Source organism: Pseudomonas sp. B3(2017) (assembly GCF_002113595.1).
GTDB classification, from domain to species: domain Bacteria; phylum Pseudomonadota; class Gammaproteobacteria; order Pseudomonadales; family Pseudomonadaceae; genus Aquipseudomonas; species Aquipseudomonas ekonensis.
This window is the reverse complement of sequence record NZ_NEIU01000001.1, coordinates 273,692-287,868: the sequence shown is the minus strand read 5'-3', so window position 1 is coordinate 287,868 and position 14,177 is coordinate 273,692. Positions and strand designations below refer to the sequence as shown.

Annotated in this window: 15 protein-coding genes; 5 read left to right on the top strand and 10 right to left on the bottom strand. The window is 63.9% G+C overall.

Annotated features, from left to right (window positions below; translation table 11 throughout):
- Positions 1-123 precede the first annotated feature (123 nt).
- From def to CAG33_RS01165, 3 genes are all read right to left on the bottom strand, one after another.
- The gene (gene def / locus CAG33_RS01175; protein ID WP_085580581.1) at positions 124-663 is read right to left on the bottom strand and encodes a peptide deformylase; all 540 of its coding nucleotides are present in this window, start codon (positions 661-663) and stop codon (positions 124-126) included.
- Between the two features lie 2 nt (positions 664-665).
- A complete protein-coding gene (locus CAG33_RS01170; RefSeq protein ID WP_085580580.1) occupies positions 666-1,616 on the bottom strand; it encodes a YihY/virulence factor BrkB family protein in 951 nt (316 codons plus the stop codon).
- 174 nt (positions 1,617-1,790) lie between these two features.
- Positions 1,791-1,982: a CsbD family protein gene (locus tag CAG33_RS01165; RefSeq protein WP_085580577.1), complete on the bottom strand. Its 192-nt coding sequence runs from the start codon at positions 1,980-1,982 to the stop codon at positions 1,791-1,793.
- A 197-nt stretch (positions 1,983-2,179) separates the two neighbouring features.
- Between CAG33_RS01165 and CAG33_RS01160 the strand changes: the two genes are divergently transcribed.
- Positions 2,180-2,557 (top strand): hypothetical protein, encoded by a 378-nt coding sequence (locus tag CAG33_RS01160; protein WP_085580575.1) that lies wholly within the window; start codon positions 2,180-2,182, stop codon positions 2,555-2,557.
- Between the two features lie 64 nt (positions 2,558-2,621).
- Here the strand turns inward: CAG33_RS01160 and fadD1 are convergent, their stop codons facing one another.
- Entirely contained in the window at positions 2,622-4,325 is a 1,704-nt protein-coding gene (fadD1, locus tag CAG33_RS01155) for a long-chain-fatty-acid--CoA ligase FadD1 (protein WP_085580573.1), read from the bottom strand.
- Between the two features lie 348 nt (positions 4,326-4,673).
- On the bottom strand, positions 4,674-6,362 hold the full coding sequence (fadD2, locus tag CAG33_RS01150; protein ID WP_085636629.1) for a long-chain-fatty-acid--CoA ligase FadD2: 1,689 nt from the start codon (positions 6,360-6,362) through the stop codon (positions 4,674-4,676).
- A 226-nt stretch (positions 6,363-6,588) separates the two neighbouring features.
- On the opposite strand from fadD2, the gene CAG33_RS01145 reads away from it, so the two are divergent.
- Both CAG33_RS01145 and CAG33_RS01140 read left to right on the top strand, forming a co-directional pair.
- The gene (locus CAG33_RS01145) at positions 6,589-7,533 is read left to right on the top strand and encodes an alpha/beta hydrolase (protein WP_085629573.1); all 945 of its coding nucleotides are present in this window, start codon (positions 6,589-6,591) and stop codon (positions 7,531-7,533) included.
- A 41-nt stretch (positions 7,534-7,574) separates the two neighbouring features.
- Positions 7,575-8,045, top strand: coding sequence for a MaoC family dehydratase (locus CAG33_RS01140; RefSeq protein ID WP_003227420.1), 471 nt, complete (start codon positions 7,575-7,577; stop codon positions 8,043-8,045).
- Between the two features lie 137 nt (positions 8,046-8,182).
- Here the strand turns inward: CAG33_RS01140 and CAG33_RS01135 are convergent, their stop codons facing one another.
- The gene (locus CAG33_RS01135) at positions 8,183-8,650 is read right to left on the bottom strand and encodes a PA2169 family four-helix-bundle protein (RefSeq protein ID WP_085580567.1); all 468 of its coding nucleotides are present in this window, start codon (positions 8,648-8,650) and stop codon (positions 8,183-8,185) included.
- A gap of 205 nt (positions 8,651-8,855) precedes the next feature.
- On the opposite strand from CAG33_RS01135, the gene CAG33_RS01130 reads away from it, so the two are divergent.
- Together CAG33_RS01130 and CAG33_RS01125 are read left to right on the top strand one after the other, a co-directional pair.
- Positions 8,856-9,092, top strand: coding sequence for a DUF3820 family protein (locus CAG33_RS01130; RefSeq protein ID WP_085580565.1), 237 nt, complete (start codon positions 8,856-8,858; stop codon positions 9,090-9,092).
- 26 nt (positions 9,093-9,118) lie between these two features.
- Positions 9,119-10,300 (top strand): aminotransferase class V-fold PLP-dependent enzyme, encoded by a 1,182-nt coding sequence (locus CAG33_RS01125; protein ID WP_085580563.1) that lies wholly within the window; start codon positions 9,119-9,121, stop codon positions 10,298-10,300.
- On the opposite strand, the gene CAG33_RS01120 is transcribed toward CAG33_RS01125, so the two are convergent.
- From CAG33_RS01120 to zwf, 4 genes are all read right to left on the bottom strand, one after another.
- Entirely contained in the window at positions 10,284-11,030 is a 747-nt protein-coding gene (locus tag CAG33_RS01120) for an intradiol ring-cleavage dioxygenase (RefSeq protein WP_085580561.1), read from the bottom strand. The two genes, CAG33_RS01125 and CAG33_RS01120, sit on opposite strands and share 17 nt — an antisense overlap.
- Positions 11,031-11,244: 214 nt before the next feature.
- Positions 11,245-11,910 carry a bifunctional 4-hydroxy-2-oxoglutarate aldolase/2-dehydro-3-deoxy-phosphogluconate aldolase gene (locus CAG33_RS01115; protein WP_085580559.1) on the bottom strand — a complete coding sequence of 222 codons (666 nt, stop codon included), beginning with the start codon at positions 11,908-11,910 and terminating at the stop codon, positions 11,245-11,247.
- Positions 11,911-11,927: 17 nt separating this feature from the next.
- Entirely contained in the window at positions 11,928-12,641 is a 714-nt protein-coding gene (gene pgl, locus CAG33_RS01110; protein ID WP_085629567.1) for a 6-phosphogluconolactonase, read from the bottom strand.
- On the bottom strand, positions 12,628-14,094 hold the full coding sequence (gene zwf, locus CAG33_RS01105; RefSeq protein WP_085636627.1) for a glucose-6-phosphate dehydrogenase: 1,467 nt from the start codon (positions 14,092-14,094) through the stop codon (positions 12,628-12,630). Before zwf ends, pgl begins: the two co-directional genes overlap by 14 nt.
- Positions 14,095-14,177 lie beyond the last annotated feature (83 nt).

Genomic DNA, 14,177 nt, shown 5'->3' with positions numbered 1-14,177 from the left:
ATTGGCTGATTGGCCAGGATTCTCCTGTGGGAGCCAGCCTGCTGGCGATAGCGCAATGTCAGCCACCTCTTCCTCGACGGACGCGCCGCCATCGCCGGCAGGCGGGCGCCTGCAGGTCCAGAATCAGTCGTCGGCGTTGGGATCGAGGTCGGGGAACATCACCTCGGTGAAACCGAACTTGCTGAAATCGGTGATGCGCGACGGGTACAGCCGGCCGATCAGGTGGTCGCACTCATGCTGCACCACCCGTGCATGGAAGCCCGACGCCGTGCGCACGATCGGCTGGCCCTTGGGGTCGACGCCTTCGTAGCGGATCTGTTGATAGCGGTCCACCGCGCCACGCAGGCCGGGCACCGACAGGCAGCCCTCGAAGCCCTCTTCCGTCAGCGGGCTCAACGGCGTGATCAGCGGGTTGATCAGGATCGTCTGCGGCACCGCTTCGGCGTCCGGATAACGCTCGCTGCGCTCGAAGCCGAAGATCACCAGCTGCAGGTCGACGCCGATCTGCGGCGCCGCCAGCCCGACGCCGCCGACGCTTTCCATGGTCTGGAACATGTCGTCGATCAATTGCCACAGTTCAGGGGTGTCGAACATCTCGGCCGGCACCGGCGGCGCGATGCGCAGCAGGCGCTCGTCGCCCATCTTCAGGATTTCACGGATCATGGTCAGGCTTCGTCTGCGTTCGGCTTGAGCGAATGGTCGCGCCCCAGGCCGGAAACGTGTTGTTTGGGATGTTCGGCGAGCTCGCCGGGGACTTTCTCGCCCGGATCCTTGCCCTCGCTGGACATGTGTTCGATCACCGCGTTCATCTCCGCGCCGAGCAGCAGCACCGCCGCGGAAATGTAGAAGTACAGCAACAGCACGATGATCGCGCCGATGCTGCCATACATCGCGTTGTAGTTGGCGAACGTCTTGACGTAGAACGCGAAGCCCAGGGAGGCGACGATCCAGACCACCACCGCCAGCACCGAGCCGGGGGTGATGAAGCGGAACTCCTGCTTGACGTCGGGCATCACGTAGTAGATCACCGCCACCGCGACCATCATCAGGATCACGATCACCGGCCAGCGGGCGATCGTCCACACCGTGACGACCGCTTCCTCCAGCCCCACCTGCGACGCGATCCAGCCCATCACCTGGGGCCCGAGCACCATCAGCGCGGCGGCCACCAGCAGCATCCCGGCGATGCCGACGGTGTAGATGACCGACAGCGGAAAGCGCTTCCAGATCGGCCGGCCCTCGACGACGTCGTAAGCGGCGTTCATCGCGCTCATCATCAGCCGCACGCCGGCGGACGCGGTGTACAGGGCGACCACGATACCCACCGAGAGCAAGCCGCCCTTGGACTGCTGCAACTGGTCGATCACCGGGTTGACCTGCTCCAACGCCTGGGGCGGCAGCACCAGCTCCGATTGCAGGCGCAGCCAGGAAAAGAAGTCCGGCAGGTGCAGGAAACCGATCAGGGCGATCAGGAACAGGATGAACGGGAACAGCGAGAACAGCATCTGGTAGGCCAGCGCCGAGGCATAGGTCGACATCTCGTCGGCGATGAATTCAGTGACCGTGCGCACCATCACCCGGTGCAGGGGCAGACCTTTCATGTCCGGAAAAATCATTCGCGTCTCCTTTCGCCGCAAACAGGTTCAAGTCGTGGCGACTCAGGGGCCGTGCTCTTTCATCAAGGTAGCTTACTTGGCGCCGTTGAAACACCGTGTTCCGTGACCGCAGGTGAACGGCACAAAAAACGGCCATCCTTGGATGGCCGCCGGGGTGAATCGTTCAAGGCCGGGTCACGCCTTGTCGACACCTTTCTTGATCGCGTCCTTGGCTTTGCCGACCGCTTGCTGGGCTTCGCCTTTCTTTTCCTGCAGCTTGCCTTCAGCCTGCAGACGCTGGTTGTCGGTGGCCTTGCCGACGCCTTGCTTGACGTTGCCGACCGCTTCGTTGGCCATGCCTTTCACTTTATCGCTCGTGCTGCCCATGGTGATTCTCCTTGGAACATTGACGGGGAAATGTCATTACGCAACGGTGGACTGACCGCGTTCGCCCAAGGTTTCATTTATTTTCGGCGGCCTTCATTCGTCGCGCCGGGCATGCCGGGCTTTATGTTTGCCGGGTTTGCCCCGAGAATGGCCACCTGACGGGCGCCACGCGCCCAAGACCGACCCGCAGGATTCCCATGAAACTCGACAAACCGCAGGCCATCGCCCGAATCAACCAGCAACTGGGCGGAGCCGTGCTCGGCGTCAACAACTGCCACTTCACCGAACTGAATCGCAACCGCAACATCTGGTGGTTCGACATCCCGATGTCGCGCCTGGCGATCGGCCAATACCCGTGGATCCACCTGCTGATGCACACCCCGGCCACCGACGAGTTGCTGCACGTTAAGGTGCCGACCGCGTTCCTGCGCGAACAGCTCGACGGCCTGGTGGTGCGCAACCAGGGCAAGCGCAAGGCCGCCCTGAGCCTGGAACTGAGCGCCGACAAGGATTCGTTCCTGCAGGACATGCGCCCGGCGGGCACGAACGTGAACTTCGCCAGGTTCCGCCAGTAAGGCAGAACCCGCCCTCGCCACGGCCACCGGCAAAAAAAAGCCCCGCATCTGCGGGGCTTCTTGTTTACGCGGCGCTGGCGTTCTTGGCCTTGATCTTCTTGAGCTCTTCGTCGCGCAGTTCGCGGCGCAGGATCTTGCCGACGTTGGTGGTCGGCAGCGAATCGCGAAACTCCACCGAACGCGGCACCTTGTAGCCGGTGACGTTGGCGCGCATGTGCTCCATCACCTGTTCCTTGGTCAGGGTGACGCCCGGCCGCGCGACGATGAAGATCTTGATCGCCTCGCCCGACTTCTCGTCAGGGATGCCGATGGCCGCGCACTGCAGCACGCCCGGCAGGGTCACCAGCACGTCTTCCAGCTCGTTCGGGTACACGTTGAAGCCCGAGACCAGGATCATGTCTTTCTTGCGGTCGACGATGCGCATGTAGCCGTCCGGCTGGATCAGCGCGATGTCGCCGGTCTTGAGCCAGCCTTCGCTGTCGAGGATCTCGTCGGTGGCCTCCTGGCGCTGCCAGTAGCCCTTCATCACTTGCGGGCCCTTGACGCACAGCTCGCCGATCTCGCCCATCGGCTGCTCGACGCCGGCATCGTCGACGACCTTGCACAGGGTCGACGGCACCGGAATGCCGATGGTGCCGATCTGGATGTTCTGGATCGGGTTGACCGTGGCCACCGGGCTGGTTTCGGTCATGCCGTAGCCTTCGCAGATCGGGCAGCCGGTGACCGCTTTCCAGCGCTCGGCCGCCGCCAGTTGCAGGGCCATGCCGCCGGACAGGGTGACCTTCAGCGCCGAGAAGTCCAGCTTGCGGAAGCCTTCGTTGTTGCACAGCGCCACGAACAGGGTGTTGAGGCCGACGAAGCCGCTGAACTTCCACTTCGACAGTTCCTTGACCATCGCCGGCAGGTCGCGCGGGTTGCTGATCAGGATGTTGTGGTTGCCGATCAGCATCATCGCCATGCAATGGAAGGTGAACGCGTAGATGTGGTACAGCGGCAGCGGCGTGATCAGGATCTCGCAGCCCTCGTTGAGGTTGGAGCCCATCAGCGCCTTGCACTGCAGCATGTTCGCCACCAGGTTGCGGTGGGTCAGCATCGCGCCCTTGGCCACGCCGGTGGTGCCGCCGGTGTACTGCAGCACGGCCACGTCGCCGCTGGCCGGGCTGGCCTCGGCCACCGGCTGGCCCTGGCCCTTGCTCAGCACGTCGTTGAACTTGACGGCCTTGGGCAGGTGATAGGCCGGCACCATCTTCTTCACGTACTTGATGACGCTGTTGATCAGCAGGCGCTTGAACGGCGACAGCAGGTCGGCGACCTCGGTGACGATGACGTGCTTGACGCCGGTCTTGGGCACCACGGCCTCGGCCAGGTGGGCCATGTTCGCCAGGCACACCAGGGCCTTGGCGCCGGAGTCGTTGAACTGGTGTTCCATCTCCCGCGCGGTGTACAGCGGGTTGGTGTTGACCACGATCAGCCCGGCGCGGATGGCACCGAAGACGGCCACCGGGTACTGCAGGACGTTGGGCAGCTGCACGGCGATTCGATCACCGGGCTGCAAATCGGTATGCTGTTGCAGGTACGCGGCAAAGGCACCGGACAATTCGTACAGTTCACCGTAGGTGATCGTCTTGCCCAGGTTGCTGAAAGCCGGTTTGTCGGCGAAGCGCTGGCAGGACTGCTTCAGCACTGCTTGAATATTCGGGTACTCGTCTGGATTGATGTCGGCAGCAATTCCAGCGGGGTACTTATCCTTCCAAAAGTCTTCGATCATGGAAGCCCACTCCTCAGCAACGCGAATTCAACACCGCATTCGATGCGATTGTTATTGGTGTGTGTTTATTGTGGTGAGTCTGGCTTTTCTTCAAGGCCGAGAAGTCACAAAGCGCGCCGAGAGTAGCAGCTTTGCCAAGGGGCGACTAGAGCCAAAAGTGGTCGCCACAGTCATTTAAATGACTCAAGACCCTTTAAAAGTCATTTTAGAGCAAAAAACCTATACACCCTTGAAAGCCCCGGTTTTCGGGGACACCCCCCTAAAAAATCGCGAGCAGGCCCGCGCCTACAGAAGTGTCCATGCCTCTGTAGGCGCGAGCCTGCTCGCGATGGCGTCAGACGCAGTTCGTCAGGCGATGTCCCGCAGCTCCCGCCGCAGGATCTTGCCGACCGGCGTCATCGGCAACGACTCGCGCAGCACGATGTGCTTGGGCACCTTGTAGGCGGTGAAATTCTCTTTGCAGTAGGCCTTGAGCTCTTCCAGGCTCACGCCGGTTTCCCGGGCCACCACAAACAGCTTCACCGCCTCGCCGGAGCGCTCGTCCGGCACGCCGATCACCGCGCAGTTGGCCACCTTCGGGTGGGCCATCACCACGTCTTCGATTTCGTTGGGGTACACGTTGAAGCCCGAGACGATGATCATGTCCTTCTTGCGGTCGACGATGCGCACGAAGCCGTCGGGATCGATCACGGCGATGTCGCCGGACTTGAACCAACCGTCGGCGTCGAGCACCTCGGCGGTGGCTTCGGGCTTCTGCCAGTAGCCCTTCATGATCTGCGGCCCCTTGATGCACAGCTCGCCGCGCTCCCCTGTCGCCTGCTCGACCCCTGCGTCGTCGATGACCTTCAAGGTGGTGCCCGGCACCGGCAGGCCCACCGTGCCCAGCCGCGACTGGTCGCCATAGGGGTTGGTGCAGGCCACCGGCGAGGTTTCGGTCAGGCCGTAGCCCTCGGTGATGCGGCAGCCGGTGAGCTGTTCCCAGCGCTCGGCGGTGGCCTTGACCAGCGCGGTGCCGCCGGAGTTGGTGAGCTTGAGGCTGGAGAAGTCCAGGGACTTGAAGTCCGGATGATCCATCAGCGCGACGAACAGGGTGTTGAGCCCCAGCAGCGCCGAGAAGCGCCAGTTCTTCAGCTCCTTGATGAAGCCGCCTATGTCCCGCGGATTGGTGATCAGCACGTTGTGGTTTCCGGAGACCATCATGCACATGCAGTTCGCCGTGAACGCATAGATGTGGTACAGCGGCAGCGGCGCGATCATCACCTCCTGCCCTTCGCGCAGCAGCGGCTGGCCGTCGCTGCCCAGCTGGGCGAGGCAGGCGCGCACCTGCTGCATGTTGGCCACCAGGTTGCCGTGGGTGAGCATCGCGCCCTTGGCCAGGCCGGTGGTGCCGCCGGTGTACTGGAGCACGGCGATGTCGTCCAGGCCGACCTTCAGCGGCTTGATGCCCAGGCCCCGGCCCAGGCGCAGCGCGCTCTTGAACGACAGCGCCTGGGGCAGCGAATAGGCCGGCACCATCTTCTTCACCTTGCTGACCACCGTGTTGACCAGCCAGCCCTTGGCGGTAGGCATCAGGTCGCCCATCTTCGCTTCGATCAGGTACTGGATGTCGGTGTCCGCCAGCACTTGCTGCACCTTCTGGCCGAACATGTTCAGGTACACCAGCGCCCGGGCGCCGGAGTCCTTGAACTGGTGACGCATCTCCCGCGCGGTGTACAGCGGGTTGGTGTTGACCACGATCAGCCCGGCCCGCAACGCGCCGAACACGGCGATCGGATAATGCAGGACATTGGGCATCTGCACCGCGATGCGGTCCCCCGGCACCAGATCGGTGTGCGCCTGCAGGTAGCCGGCGAACGCCGCGCTGTGACGTTCGAGCTCGGCGTAGGTCAGGGTCACGCCCATGTTGCTGAACGCCGGGCGGTCCGCGAATTTCTTGCAGGAACGCTCGAACACCTCGATCACCGACTTGAACTCACCCGCGTCGATGTCCAGGGGCACGCCCGCCGGGCGTTTGTCATTCCAGAAATCAGGTTGCATTGTTCTTGTCCTCTTTACCTGAGCCGTTCCGGGGCCGCCTCTCTGTCACTTTTGAATGCGCAGCGCGAAAAGCGGGGCTCCCCGGACACTAGCAGCTATGGTCAATCAGGCAAATACGGGCAGCGTCCCCATTGATCCCGTGAATCTTGCGGCCGTGGCGCGGGCGGATCGGACGCGCTATACAATGCAACGACCTCGAACCGGGCAGCTCTGCAAAGGAATCGCCATGATCCACGACACCTTCTGGCTGGACGCGAATGACCGCACCCGCCTCTTCGTCAACCAGTGGCTGCCCGCCGCGCCGCTGAAGGCGGTGATCCTGCTGGCCCACGGCATGGCCGAACACAGTGCCCGCTACGCCCGGCTGGCGGATCGGTTGTGCGCCGAAGGCTACGGCGTGTACGCGCCGGACCTGCGCGGACATGGCAAAACCGCCGATTCCGGCACCCTCGGGCATTTCGCCGACGACGACGGCTGGTGCAAGGTCGTCGGCGACCTGGCCAGCCTCAACCAGCACATCGGCCAGGCCCACCCCGACGTGCCGATCGTGCTGCTCGGCCACAGCATGGGCAGCTACCTGGCCCAGGCCTATCTGCTGCACCACAGCGCCAGCCTGCACGGGGCTATCCTCAGCGGCTCGAATTTCCAGCCCGTGGCGCTGTACCGCGCGGCACGGCAGATCGCCCGCTTCGAGAAACTGCGCCAGGGCGCCAAGGGCCGCAGCGCGCTGATCGAATGGCTGTCGTTCGGCTCGTTCAACAAGCGCTTCAAGCCGGCGCGCACCGCTTTCGACTGGTTGAGCCGCGATCCGGCCGAAGTCGACAAGTACGCCACCGATCCGCTGTGCGGTTTCCGCTGCACCAACCAGTTGTGGATCGACCTGCTCGGCGGGTTGCAGCAGATCAGCAAAGCGTCCAATCTCGCCCAGATCGATCCGGGCCTGCCGCTGCTGGTGATCGGCGGCGAATGTGATCCGGTGAGCGAAGGCAAGCGTCTGACTGATCTGGCCGATGCCTTGCGCGCGGCCGGCAGCCAGAACCTGCAACTGAAGATCTATCCGCAGGCGCGGCACGAATTGTTCAACGAGACCAACCGCGACGAAGTGACCGCCGATGTGCTGGCCTGGATCGACCAGGCCCTGAGCCACCGCCGGCCGCACCGGTCCGAGTAATCTTTCTGGATTCACCCCATCCGTCACAGGAACCGAAACCGATGACCCAGGTTACCAACATCCCTTACGAAGCCCTTGAAGTCGGCCAGACCGCCAGCTACAGCAAGACCGTCGAAGAGCGCGACATCCAGCTGTTCGCCGCGATGTCCGGCGACCACAACCCGGTGCACCTGGACGCCGAGTTCGCCGCCGCCAGCATGTTCAAGGAGCGCATCGCCCACGGCATGTTCAGCGGTGCGCTGATCAGCGCCGCCGTCGCCTGCGAGCTGCCTGGGCCCGGCACCATCTACATCGGCCAGCAGATGAGCTTCCAGAAGCCGGTGAAGATCGGCGACACCCTGACCGTACGCCTGGAGATCCTCGAGAAACTGCCGAAATTCCGCGTGCGCATCGCCACCCGCGTCTTCAACCAACGCGACGAGCTGGTGGTGGACGGCGAAGCCGAGATCCTGGCGCCGCGCAAGCAGCAGACCGTGACGCTGCCGACCTTGCCGGCGATCAGCATCGGCTGACGCGAACCGGCATGGCCCAAACAATGCGGGAGCGAGCCTGCCCGCGAAAACCGTCTGACAGTCGATACCGATGCTGACTGTTCTGACGCCATCGCGGGCAGGCTCGCTCCCACAGTTCCGGCTTTAGCGGTGTTGGATCATGAGCGCGCGCGGGCCTGGTTGCGCAGGGCCTTCACCTGATCGTGATTGCGCTGCACACCGTGGTACTGGCGTTCGACCAGGTCACGGATGCCCACCAGATTGTGCTTGTTGATCTTGTCGATGGCGTCGCGGTACGCCTTCAGGGCGTGGTCCTCGCCGCGCTCGGCCTCATTGAGCACCGCTTCTTCATCCTTGCCGGTGAACATCGCCTTGACGTCGACCCAGCGGCGGTGCAGATCGCCGCTGACGCTGGTGGAGGTTTCCGGATCGCCGCCCATCGAACGCACGGTCGCCTGCAGTTCGGCGGCCGCCGCGGCGCAGTCGCCGGAGCGTTTGACGAACAGCGCCTTGAGTTCCGGATGCTTGATGTCTTCGGCACAGGTCTTGAACCCTTCCTGACCGTCCTTGCTGGTTTCGATCAGGTCGTTGAGTACGGAGATGGCCTCTTTGTTCATGTCGGTCATTTTTTGATTCCTCACATTCGATGGAAGATGCAAGGAGGTGTTGCAGCGGCCGTGCCAGCGCCAGATTCTGAATTAACCCATTAAAAATCAATGAGTTATAAAGAAAGGCAAAATCTGTATCCCCTTTATTTGCATGATCTGTCATTTGGCCTGCATGCAGAATGCCTGTATTTTCCGAAGCGTAACGAATCCGGATCTACCCCCGATGAACCCTGAGAAACTCGAACTGCTGATCACCCGCGAAATGCCTTTCGGCAAGTACAAGGGACGCATCATCGCCGACCTGCCCGGCCCGTACCTGAACTGGTTCGCCCGTGAGGGCTTCCCGAACGGCGAGCTCGGTGGCCTGCTGGCGCTGATGCACGAAATCGATCACAACGGTCTGTCGGACCTGCTTGAACCGCTGCGCGCCAAACACGGCAAACCCGCCCCGCGCCACTGAGGCGCCCCCCCTGTTGCGAGCCGACCATGCCCGATAACACCCGCCGCGCCCGAGACGAAGCCTTCTGGCAAACCTTCGCCGACCGCTACGATGTCCAGCCCGGCCCGATCAACCTGGAAAACGGCTACTTCGGACGCATGTCGCGCACCGTGGTCGAGGAATACCAGCGCAACATCGAGCTGATCAACAACAGCAACTCGGTCTACGTGCGCCAGCGTTTCGAGCAGCACGACAGCCTTGAGATCCGCGCGCATCTGGCCGAGCTGATCGGCGTGCGGGCACAGAGCGTCGCCTTCACCTGCAACGCCACCGCCGCCCTGCAGTCGCTGATCCGCAACTACAACCGGCTGCGGCCGGGCGACCAGGTGCTGATCAGCGACCTGGAGTACGACACGGTCAAGAGCGCCATGCGCTGGCTCGCCGGCAGCCGCGGGGTCGAGGTGATCGAGATCGAGCATGCGCACCCGGCCAGCTTCGACGGCTTGCTGGCGACGTACCGCGAAGCGTTCGTCCGCTACCCGAACCTCAAGCTGATGGCGCTGACCCACGTCACCCACCGCACCGGCCTGGTGATGCCGGTGCAGGCCATCGCCGCGCAGGCGAAGGAGCACGGGGTGGACATCATCCTCGACGGCGCCCATGCCCTCGGCCAGATCGATTTCGACCTTGAGGCGCTGGGCATCGCCTTCGCCGGCTTCAACCTGCACAAATGGATCGGTTCGCCGCTGACCCTCGGGTTCCTCTACATCGCGCCGCAGCGTCTGGCCGACATCGATCCGGACATGGCGGAAGCGCACTTCCCGGTCACCGACATCCGCTCGCGCACCCCCTACAGCACCCCGAACTTTCCGGCGCTGATGACCCTGCCCCTGGTGTTCGAGGAACACCGGGCACTGGGCGGCGCACCCGCCAAGGGCGCGCGGCTCAACCACCTGCGCGACCTGTGGGTGAAGGCCGTGCGCAACCTGCCGGGCATCGAAGTGATGACCCCGGACGACCCGCGCCTGTACTGCGGCATCACCTCGATGCGCTTCACCCGTCACCCCGACCAGCAGGTGCTGGTTGATCGCTTGCTCAACGAGTTCAACCTGTTCACCGTGGCGCGCAACGGCTCGGCGTGCGGCCCCTGCATCCGCATCACGCCGGGGCTGACCACCACCGCAGCCGACATGCAGCGCTTGGTCGTCGCCCTCAACGAACTGCGCTGACCTCCTGCACCGTATACTTGTCGAAGTCCTCGGGCTTGATCTGCGTCGACACCGCAAAGGTGTCGATGCCGATCGTCAAATGGCCGAAGAACCCGTCTTCGTGGCTGTCGCGCCCCACCGGCCAGACGGTCAGCGTCGAGGCCTCGCCGCCCATGCCGCTGAAGTAGGCGTCCTGATCGTTGCCCAGGGGTGACGAGGCGCGTCCGCGATAGGCCTTGGCGTTGAGCACCGCCCGGGAGACGACCTCGGGAAAGTACAGCTGGCCGACCCAGGCGACATGACGTTCCTCCAGGTACGCGTGGCCGCTGGGGATGCGCACCGCCACATGGATGTGCAGCGTGCGCCCGGCGTAGTAGCCGGGATAGATGGTGGTGAAGCGTACCCGCCCCTTGGGGTCGCTGAACTGGCTGCCACGCAAGTAAGTGTCGTCGTCGGTGCGCGGCACCGAACCGACGGCCTCCGCGTCGACCTCCACATCCGGATCGACCCGGCTCCAGCCGGAATAGGCACCGCGGGCATTGCAGTGCCAGATGTCCACCAGCGCACCGTTGACCGGCTCGCCGGTCATGGCGTCCACGATGGTCAGGCGCAGCAGCAACGGCAGGCCCTCGGCGCCTTCGCTGATGTTGCGCCGCAGCAGTTTCGGATTGCGGAAGTACGGCCCGGCGACTTGCTCGGGGGCCAACTGGTAAACCGTGCAAGACGACGGCGCTGAAGACTGATCATCCATGACGCGTTCTCCTTTGCGTAAGAAGCACGCAGGTTAGCGCCGCTGGTGATCGGTCGTGCGGTAACTATGTATCGCGGCATGTATCGCGGCATGTATCGCGGGATGTGCTGCGGGATGTCCCCCGCCGCTTTTCGCCGGGCAAAAAAAAACGGTGCACCGACCAAGCGCACCGTAAAGCCGTAGAACACACAACGAAGTGTCGGGTGAAGCGGAATCAGTCCAGCAGCGCCAGGGCCTCGGCGGTGCATTCCTGAATGCGGGCCCAGTCGCCGTTCTTGACCCACTCCGGATCAAGCATCCAGCTGCCGCCCACGCACATGACGTTCTTCAGCGCCATGTAGCTCTTGATGTTGGCCGGGCCCACGCCGCCGGTCGGGCAGAATTTCACTTCGCCGAACGGGCCGCCGAGGGCCTTGATCGCTGCCACGCCGCCGCTGACTTCGGCCGGGAACAGCTTGAAGCGGCGGTAGCCCAGGCCATAGCCTTCCATGATGCCGGAGGCGTTGCTGATGCCCGGCAGCAGCGGCACCGGGCTGGCGACGCTGGCTTCGAGCAGGTCGCGGGTGATGCCCGGCGTGACGATGAACTGCGAGCCGGCGGCTTCGGCGGCGGCCAGCATGTGCCGGTCGAGCACGGTGCCGGCGCCGGTCACCAGTTCCGGACGCTGTTCGCGCAGGATCTGGATCGCCTTGAGGCCGAACTGCGAACGCAGGGTCACTTCCAGCGCCGTCAGGCCACCGGCGGCCAGGGCGTCGGCCAGCGGCAGCACGTCCTGTTCGCGGGCGATGGTGATCACCGGCAGGATCCGCGCCTTGGCGCAGAGGCTGTCGATCAGGGCAACTTTGTCCGCCATGGAAACGGTCGGGGATGGGTTTGTCATAGCGGCTGTTCCTTGGCTCATGGGCACCAGTAGATCTCTAACGTGGGTTGCAGAAACGCGCGAACCGGCATGGCGGCGACATCGTCGCCGGCCACTGCGGCGTTCAGGGTGGCCAGTTTGGACTGGCCGGAAATCGACAGAATCTTGTGCCGGGCCGAGGCCAGCAGCGCTCGGCTCATGGTCAGGCGCTGACGCGGCACGCTCGGCGCCAGCATCGGCCAGCAACGGCGGGTGCCGTCGGCCTGCAGGGCCTGGGCCAGGTTCGGGCTGTCGGGGAACAGCGAGGCGGTGTGCCCGTCGTCGCCCATGCCCAGCACCAGCACATCGATGGCCGGCAGCTCGCCCAGCAGGCGGTCGGCCTGTTCGGCGGCCTGTTCGACGCTGGCGGCAGCGCTGTACAGGCTCAGGAACTGCGCCTTGGCCGCCGGGCCCTTGAGCAGGTACTGCTTGAGCAGGCCGGCGTTGCTGTCGGCGTGTTCCACCGGCACCCAGCGCTCGTCGGCCAGGGTCACGGTGACGTTCGCCCAGTCCAGGTCCTGCTTGGCCAGGTGCTGGAAAAACGCCACCGGGCTGCGCCCGCCGGACACCACCAGCACCGCGTGGCCACGGGCGGCGATGGCATCGCCCAGTTGCTTGGCCACGCTCAGCGCCAGGCCTTCGGCCAGCAGCACCGGGCTCTTGAAGGCATGGGCGCTGACGCCCGCCGGCAGTTTCACATCAGATATCGCCATACCACGACCTCCCGTCCCGCGTGATCAGTGCGATGGAGCTCATCGGCCCCCACGACCCGGCCGCATACGGCTTGGGCGCATCGCCGGACTTCTTCCACCCGGCGATCAGTTGGTCGCACCACTTCCACGCGGCTTCGATTTCATCTTTACGGACAAACAGGTTCTGGTTGCCGTTCATCACTTCCAGCAACAACCGCTCGTAGGCGTCGGGGATCCGCGCGCTGCGCCAGGTGTCGGAGAAATTCAGCTGCAGCGGCCCGCTGCGCAGTTGCATGCCTTTGTCCAGGCCTTGGTCCTTGGTCATCACACGCAGGGAAATGCCTTCGTCCGGCTGCAGGCGGATGATCAGTTTGTTGCTGATCTGCAGGCGCTGCTCCGGCGCGAAGATGTAGTGCGACGGTTCCTTGAAGTGGATGACGATCTGCGACAGCTTCTGCGGCATGCGCTTGCCGGTGCGCAGGTAGAACGGCACGCCGGCCCAACGCCAGTTGCGGATGTCGGCACGCAGGGCGACGAAGGTTTCGGTGTCGCTCTGGGTGTTGGAATTGGGTTCTTCGAGGTAGCCCGGCACGGACTTGCCTTCGCTGTGGCCGGCGATGTACTGGCCGCGCACCACCTGGGTGGTCAGGCCTTCCGGACTGATCGGCGCCAGGGCCTTGAGCACCTTGACCTTCTCGTCGCGGATGCTGTCGGCGGACAGGTCGGCCGGCGGGTCCATGGCGATCAGGCAGAGCAGCTGCAGCAGGTGGTTCTGGATCATGTCCCGCAGTTGGCCGGCCTTGTCGAAGTAGCCCCAGCGCCCCTCGATGCCGACCTTCTCGGCCACGGTGATTTCCACGTGGGAGATGTAGTTCTGGTTCCACTGGGTCTCGAACAGGCTGTTGGCGAAACGCAGGGCGATCAGGTTCTGGACGGTCTCTTTGCCCAGGTAGTGGTCGATTCGGTAGGTGCGGTTCTCCGGGAAGAACTGGGCCACGGCGTCGTTGACCTTGCGCGAGGATTCCAGGTCCGAGCCGATCGGCTTCTCCAGCACCACGCGGGTGTTCTGGGCCAGGCCGACATTGGCCAGGTTCTCGCAGATCGCGCCGTACACCGCCGCCGGGGTGGCGAAGTAGGCGATCATGCGCTGGGCGGTGCCGGCCGCCTCGGCCAGCGCCTCATAGTCTTCGGCCTTGAGGAAATCGACGTGCAGGTAGCTCAGGCGCGCCAGGAAGCGCTCGGCCACCGCCTCGTCCAGCTCCTTGCCCACGTAGCGGCGCAGCTCGGCGGCGATGAACGCCAAGTGCTGCTCCACGGTGCCGGCTTCACGGGCCAGCGCGATGATGCGCGTGTCCTCGTGCAGCAGGCCGGCGCCGTCCAGGTGGTAAAGGGCAGGAAACAGCTTGCGCAGGGCCAGGTCGCCGAGGGCGCCGAACAAGGCAAAGGTGCACGGTTCTACCGTAATCGAAGGCATGATGTTTGTTCTTTTATCAAGTTAAGCTACAAATACCTTTTTTCAAGGCATCACTCAAGGGAAAATGTAGTAATAACCACAAC

What these genes read in the sequence shown, in the direction of transcription:
- CAG33_RS01130 (WP_085580565.1), top strand. Translation starts at nt 8,856, where the DNA reads ATGAACCCTGAGAAACTCGAACTGCTGATCACCCGCGAAATGCCTTTC.
- def (WP_085580581.1), bottom strand. Translation starts at nt 663, where the DNA reads ATGATCCGTGAAATCCTGAAGATGGGCGACGAGCGCCTGCTGCGCATC.
- CAG33_RS01140 (WP_003227420.1), top strand. Translation starts at nt 7,575, where the DNA reads ATGACCCAGGTTACCAACATCCCTTACGAAGCCCTTGAAGTCGGCCAG.
- pgl (WP_085629567.1), bottom strand. Translation starts at nt 12,641, where the DNA reads ATGGCGATATCTGATGTGAAACTGCCGGCGGGCGTCAGCGCCCATGCC.
- CAG33_RS01115 (WP_085580559.1), bottom strand. Translation starts at nt 11,910, where the DNA reads ATGACAAACCCATCCCCGACCGTTTCCATGGCGGACAAAGTTGCCCTG.
- zwf (WP_085636627.1), bottom strand. Translation starts at nt 14,094, where the DNA reads ATGCCTTCGATTACGGTAGAACCGTGCACCTTTGCCTTGTTCGGCGCC.
- fadD1 (WP_085580573.1), bottom strand. Translation starts at nt 4,325, where the DNA reads ATGATCGAAGACTTTTGGAAGGATAAGTACCCCGCTGGAATTGCTGCC.
- fadD2 (WP_085636629.1), bottom strand. Translation starts at nt 6,362, where the DNA reads ATGCAACCTGATTTCTGGAATGACAAACGCCCGGCGGGCGTGCCCCTG.
- CAG33_RS01125 (WP_085580563.1), top strand. Translation starts at nt 9,119, where the DNA reads ATGCCCGATAACACCCGCCGCGCCCGAGACGAAGCCTTCTGGCAAACC.
- CAG33_RS01120 (WP_085580561.1), bottom strand. Translation starts at nt 11,030, where the DNA reads ATGGATGATCAGTCTTCAGCGCCGTCGTCTTGCACGGTTTACCAGTTG.
- CAG33_RS01145 (WP_085629573.1), top strand. Translation starts at nt 6,589, where the DNA reads ATGATCCACGACACCTTCTGGCTGGACGCGAATGACCGCACCCGCCTC.
- CAG33_RS01160 (WP_085580575.1), top strand. Translation starts at nt 2,180, where the DNA reads ATGAAACTCGACAAACCGCAGGCCATCGCCCGAATCAACCAGCAACTG.
- CAG33_RS01135 (WP_085580567.1), bottom strand. Translation starts at nt 8,650, where the DNA reads ATGACCGACATGAACAAAGAGGCCATCTCCGTACTCAACGACCTGATC.
- CAG33_RS01170 (WP_085580580.1), bottom strand. Translation starts at nt 1,616, where the DNA reads ATGATTTTTCCGGACATGAAAGGTCTGCCCCTGCACCGGGTGATGGTG.
- CAG33_RS01165 (WP_085580577.1), bottom strand. Translation starts at nt 1,982, where the DNA reads ATGGGCAGCACGAGCGATAAAGTGAAAGGCATGGCCAACGAAGCGGTC.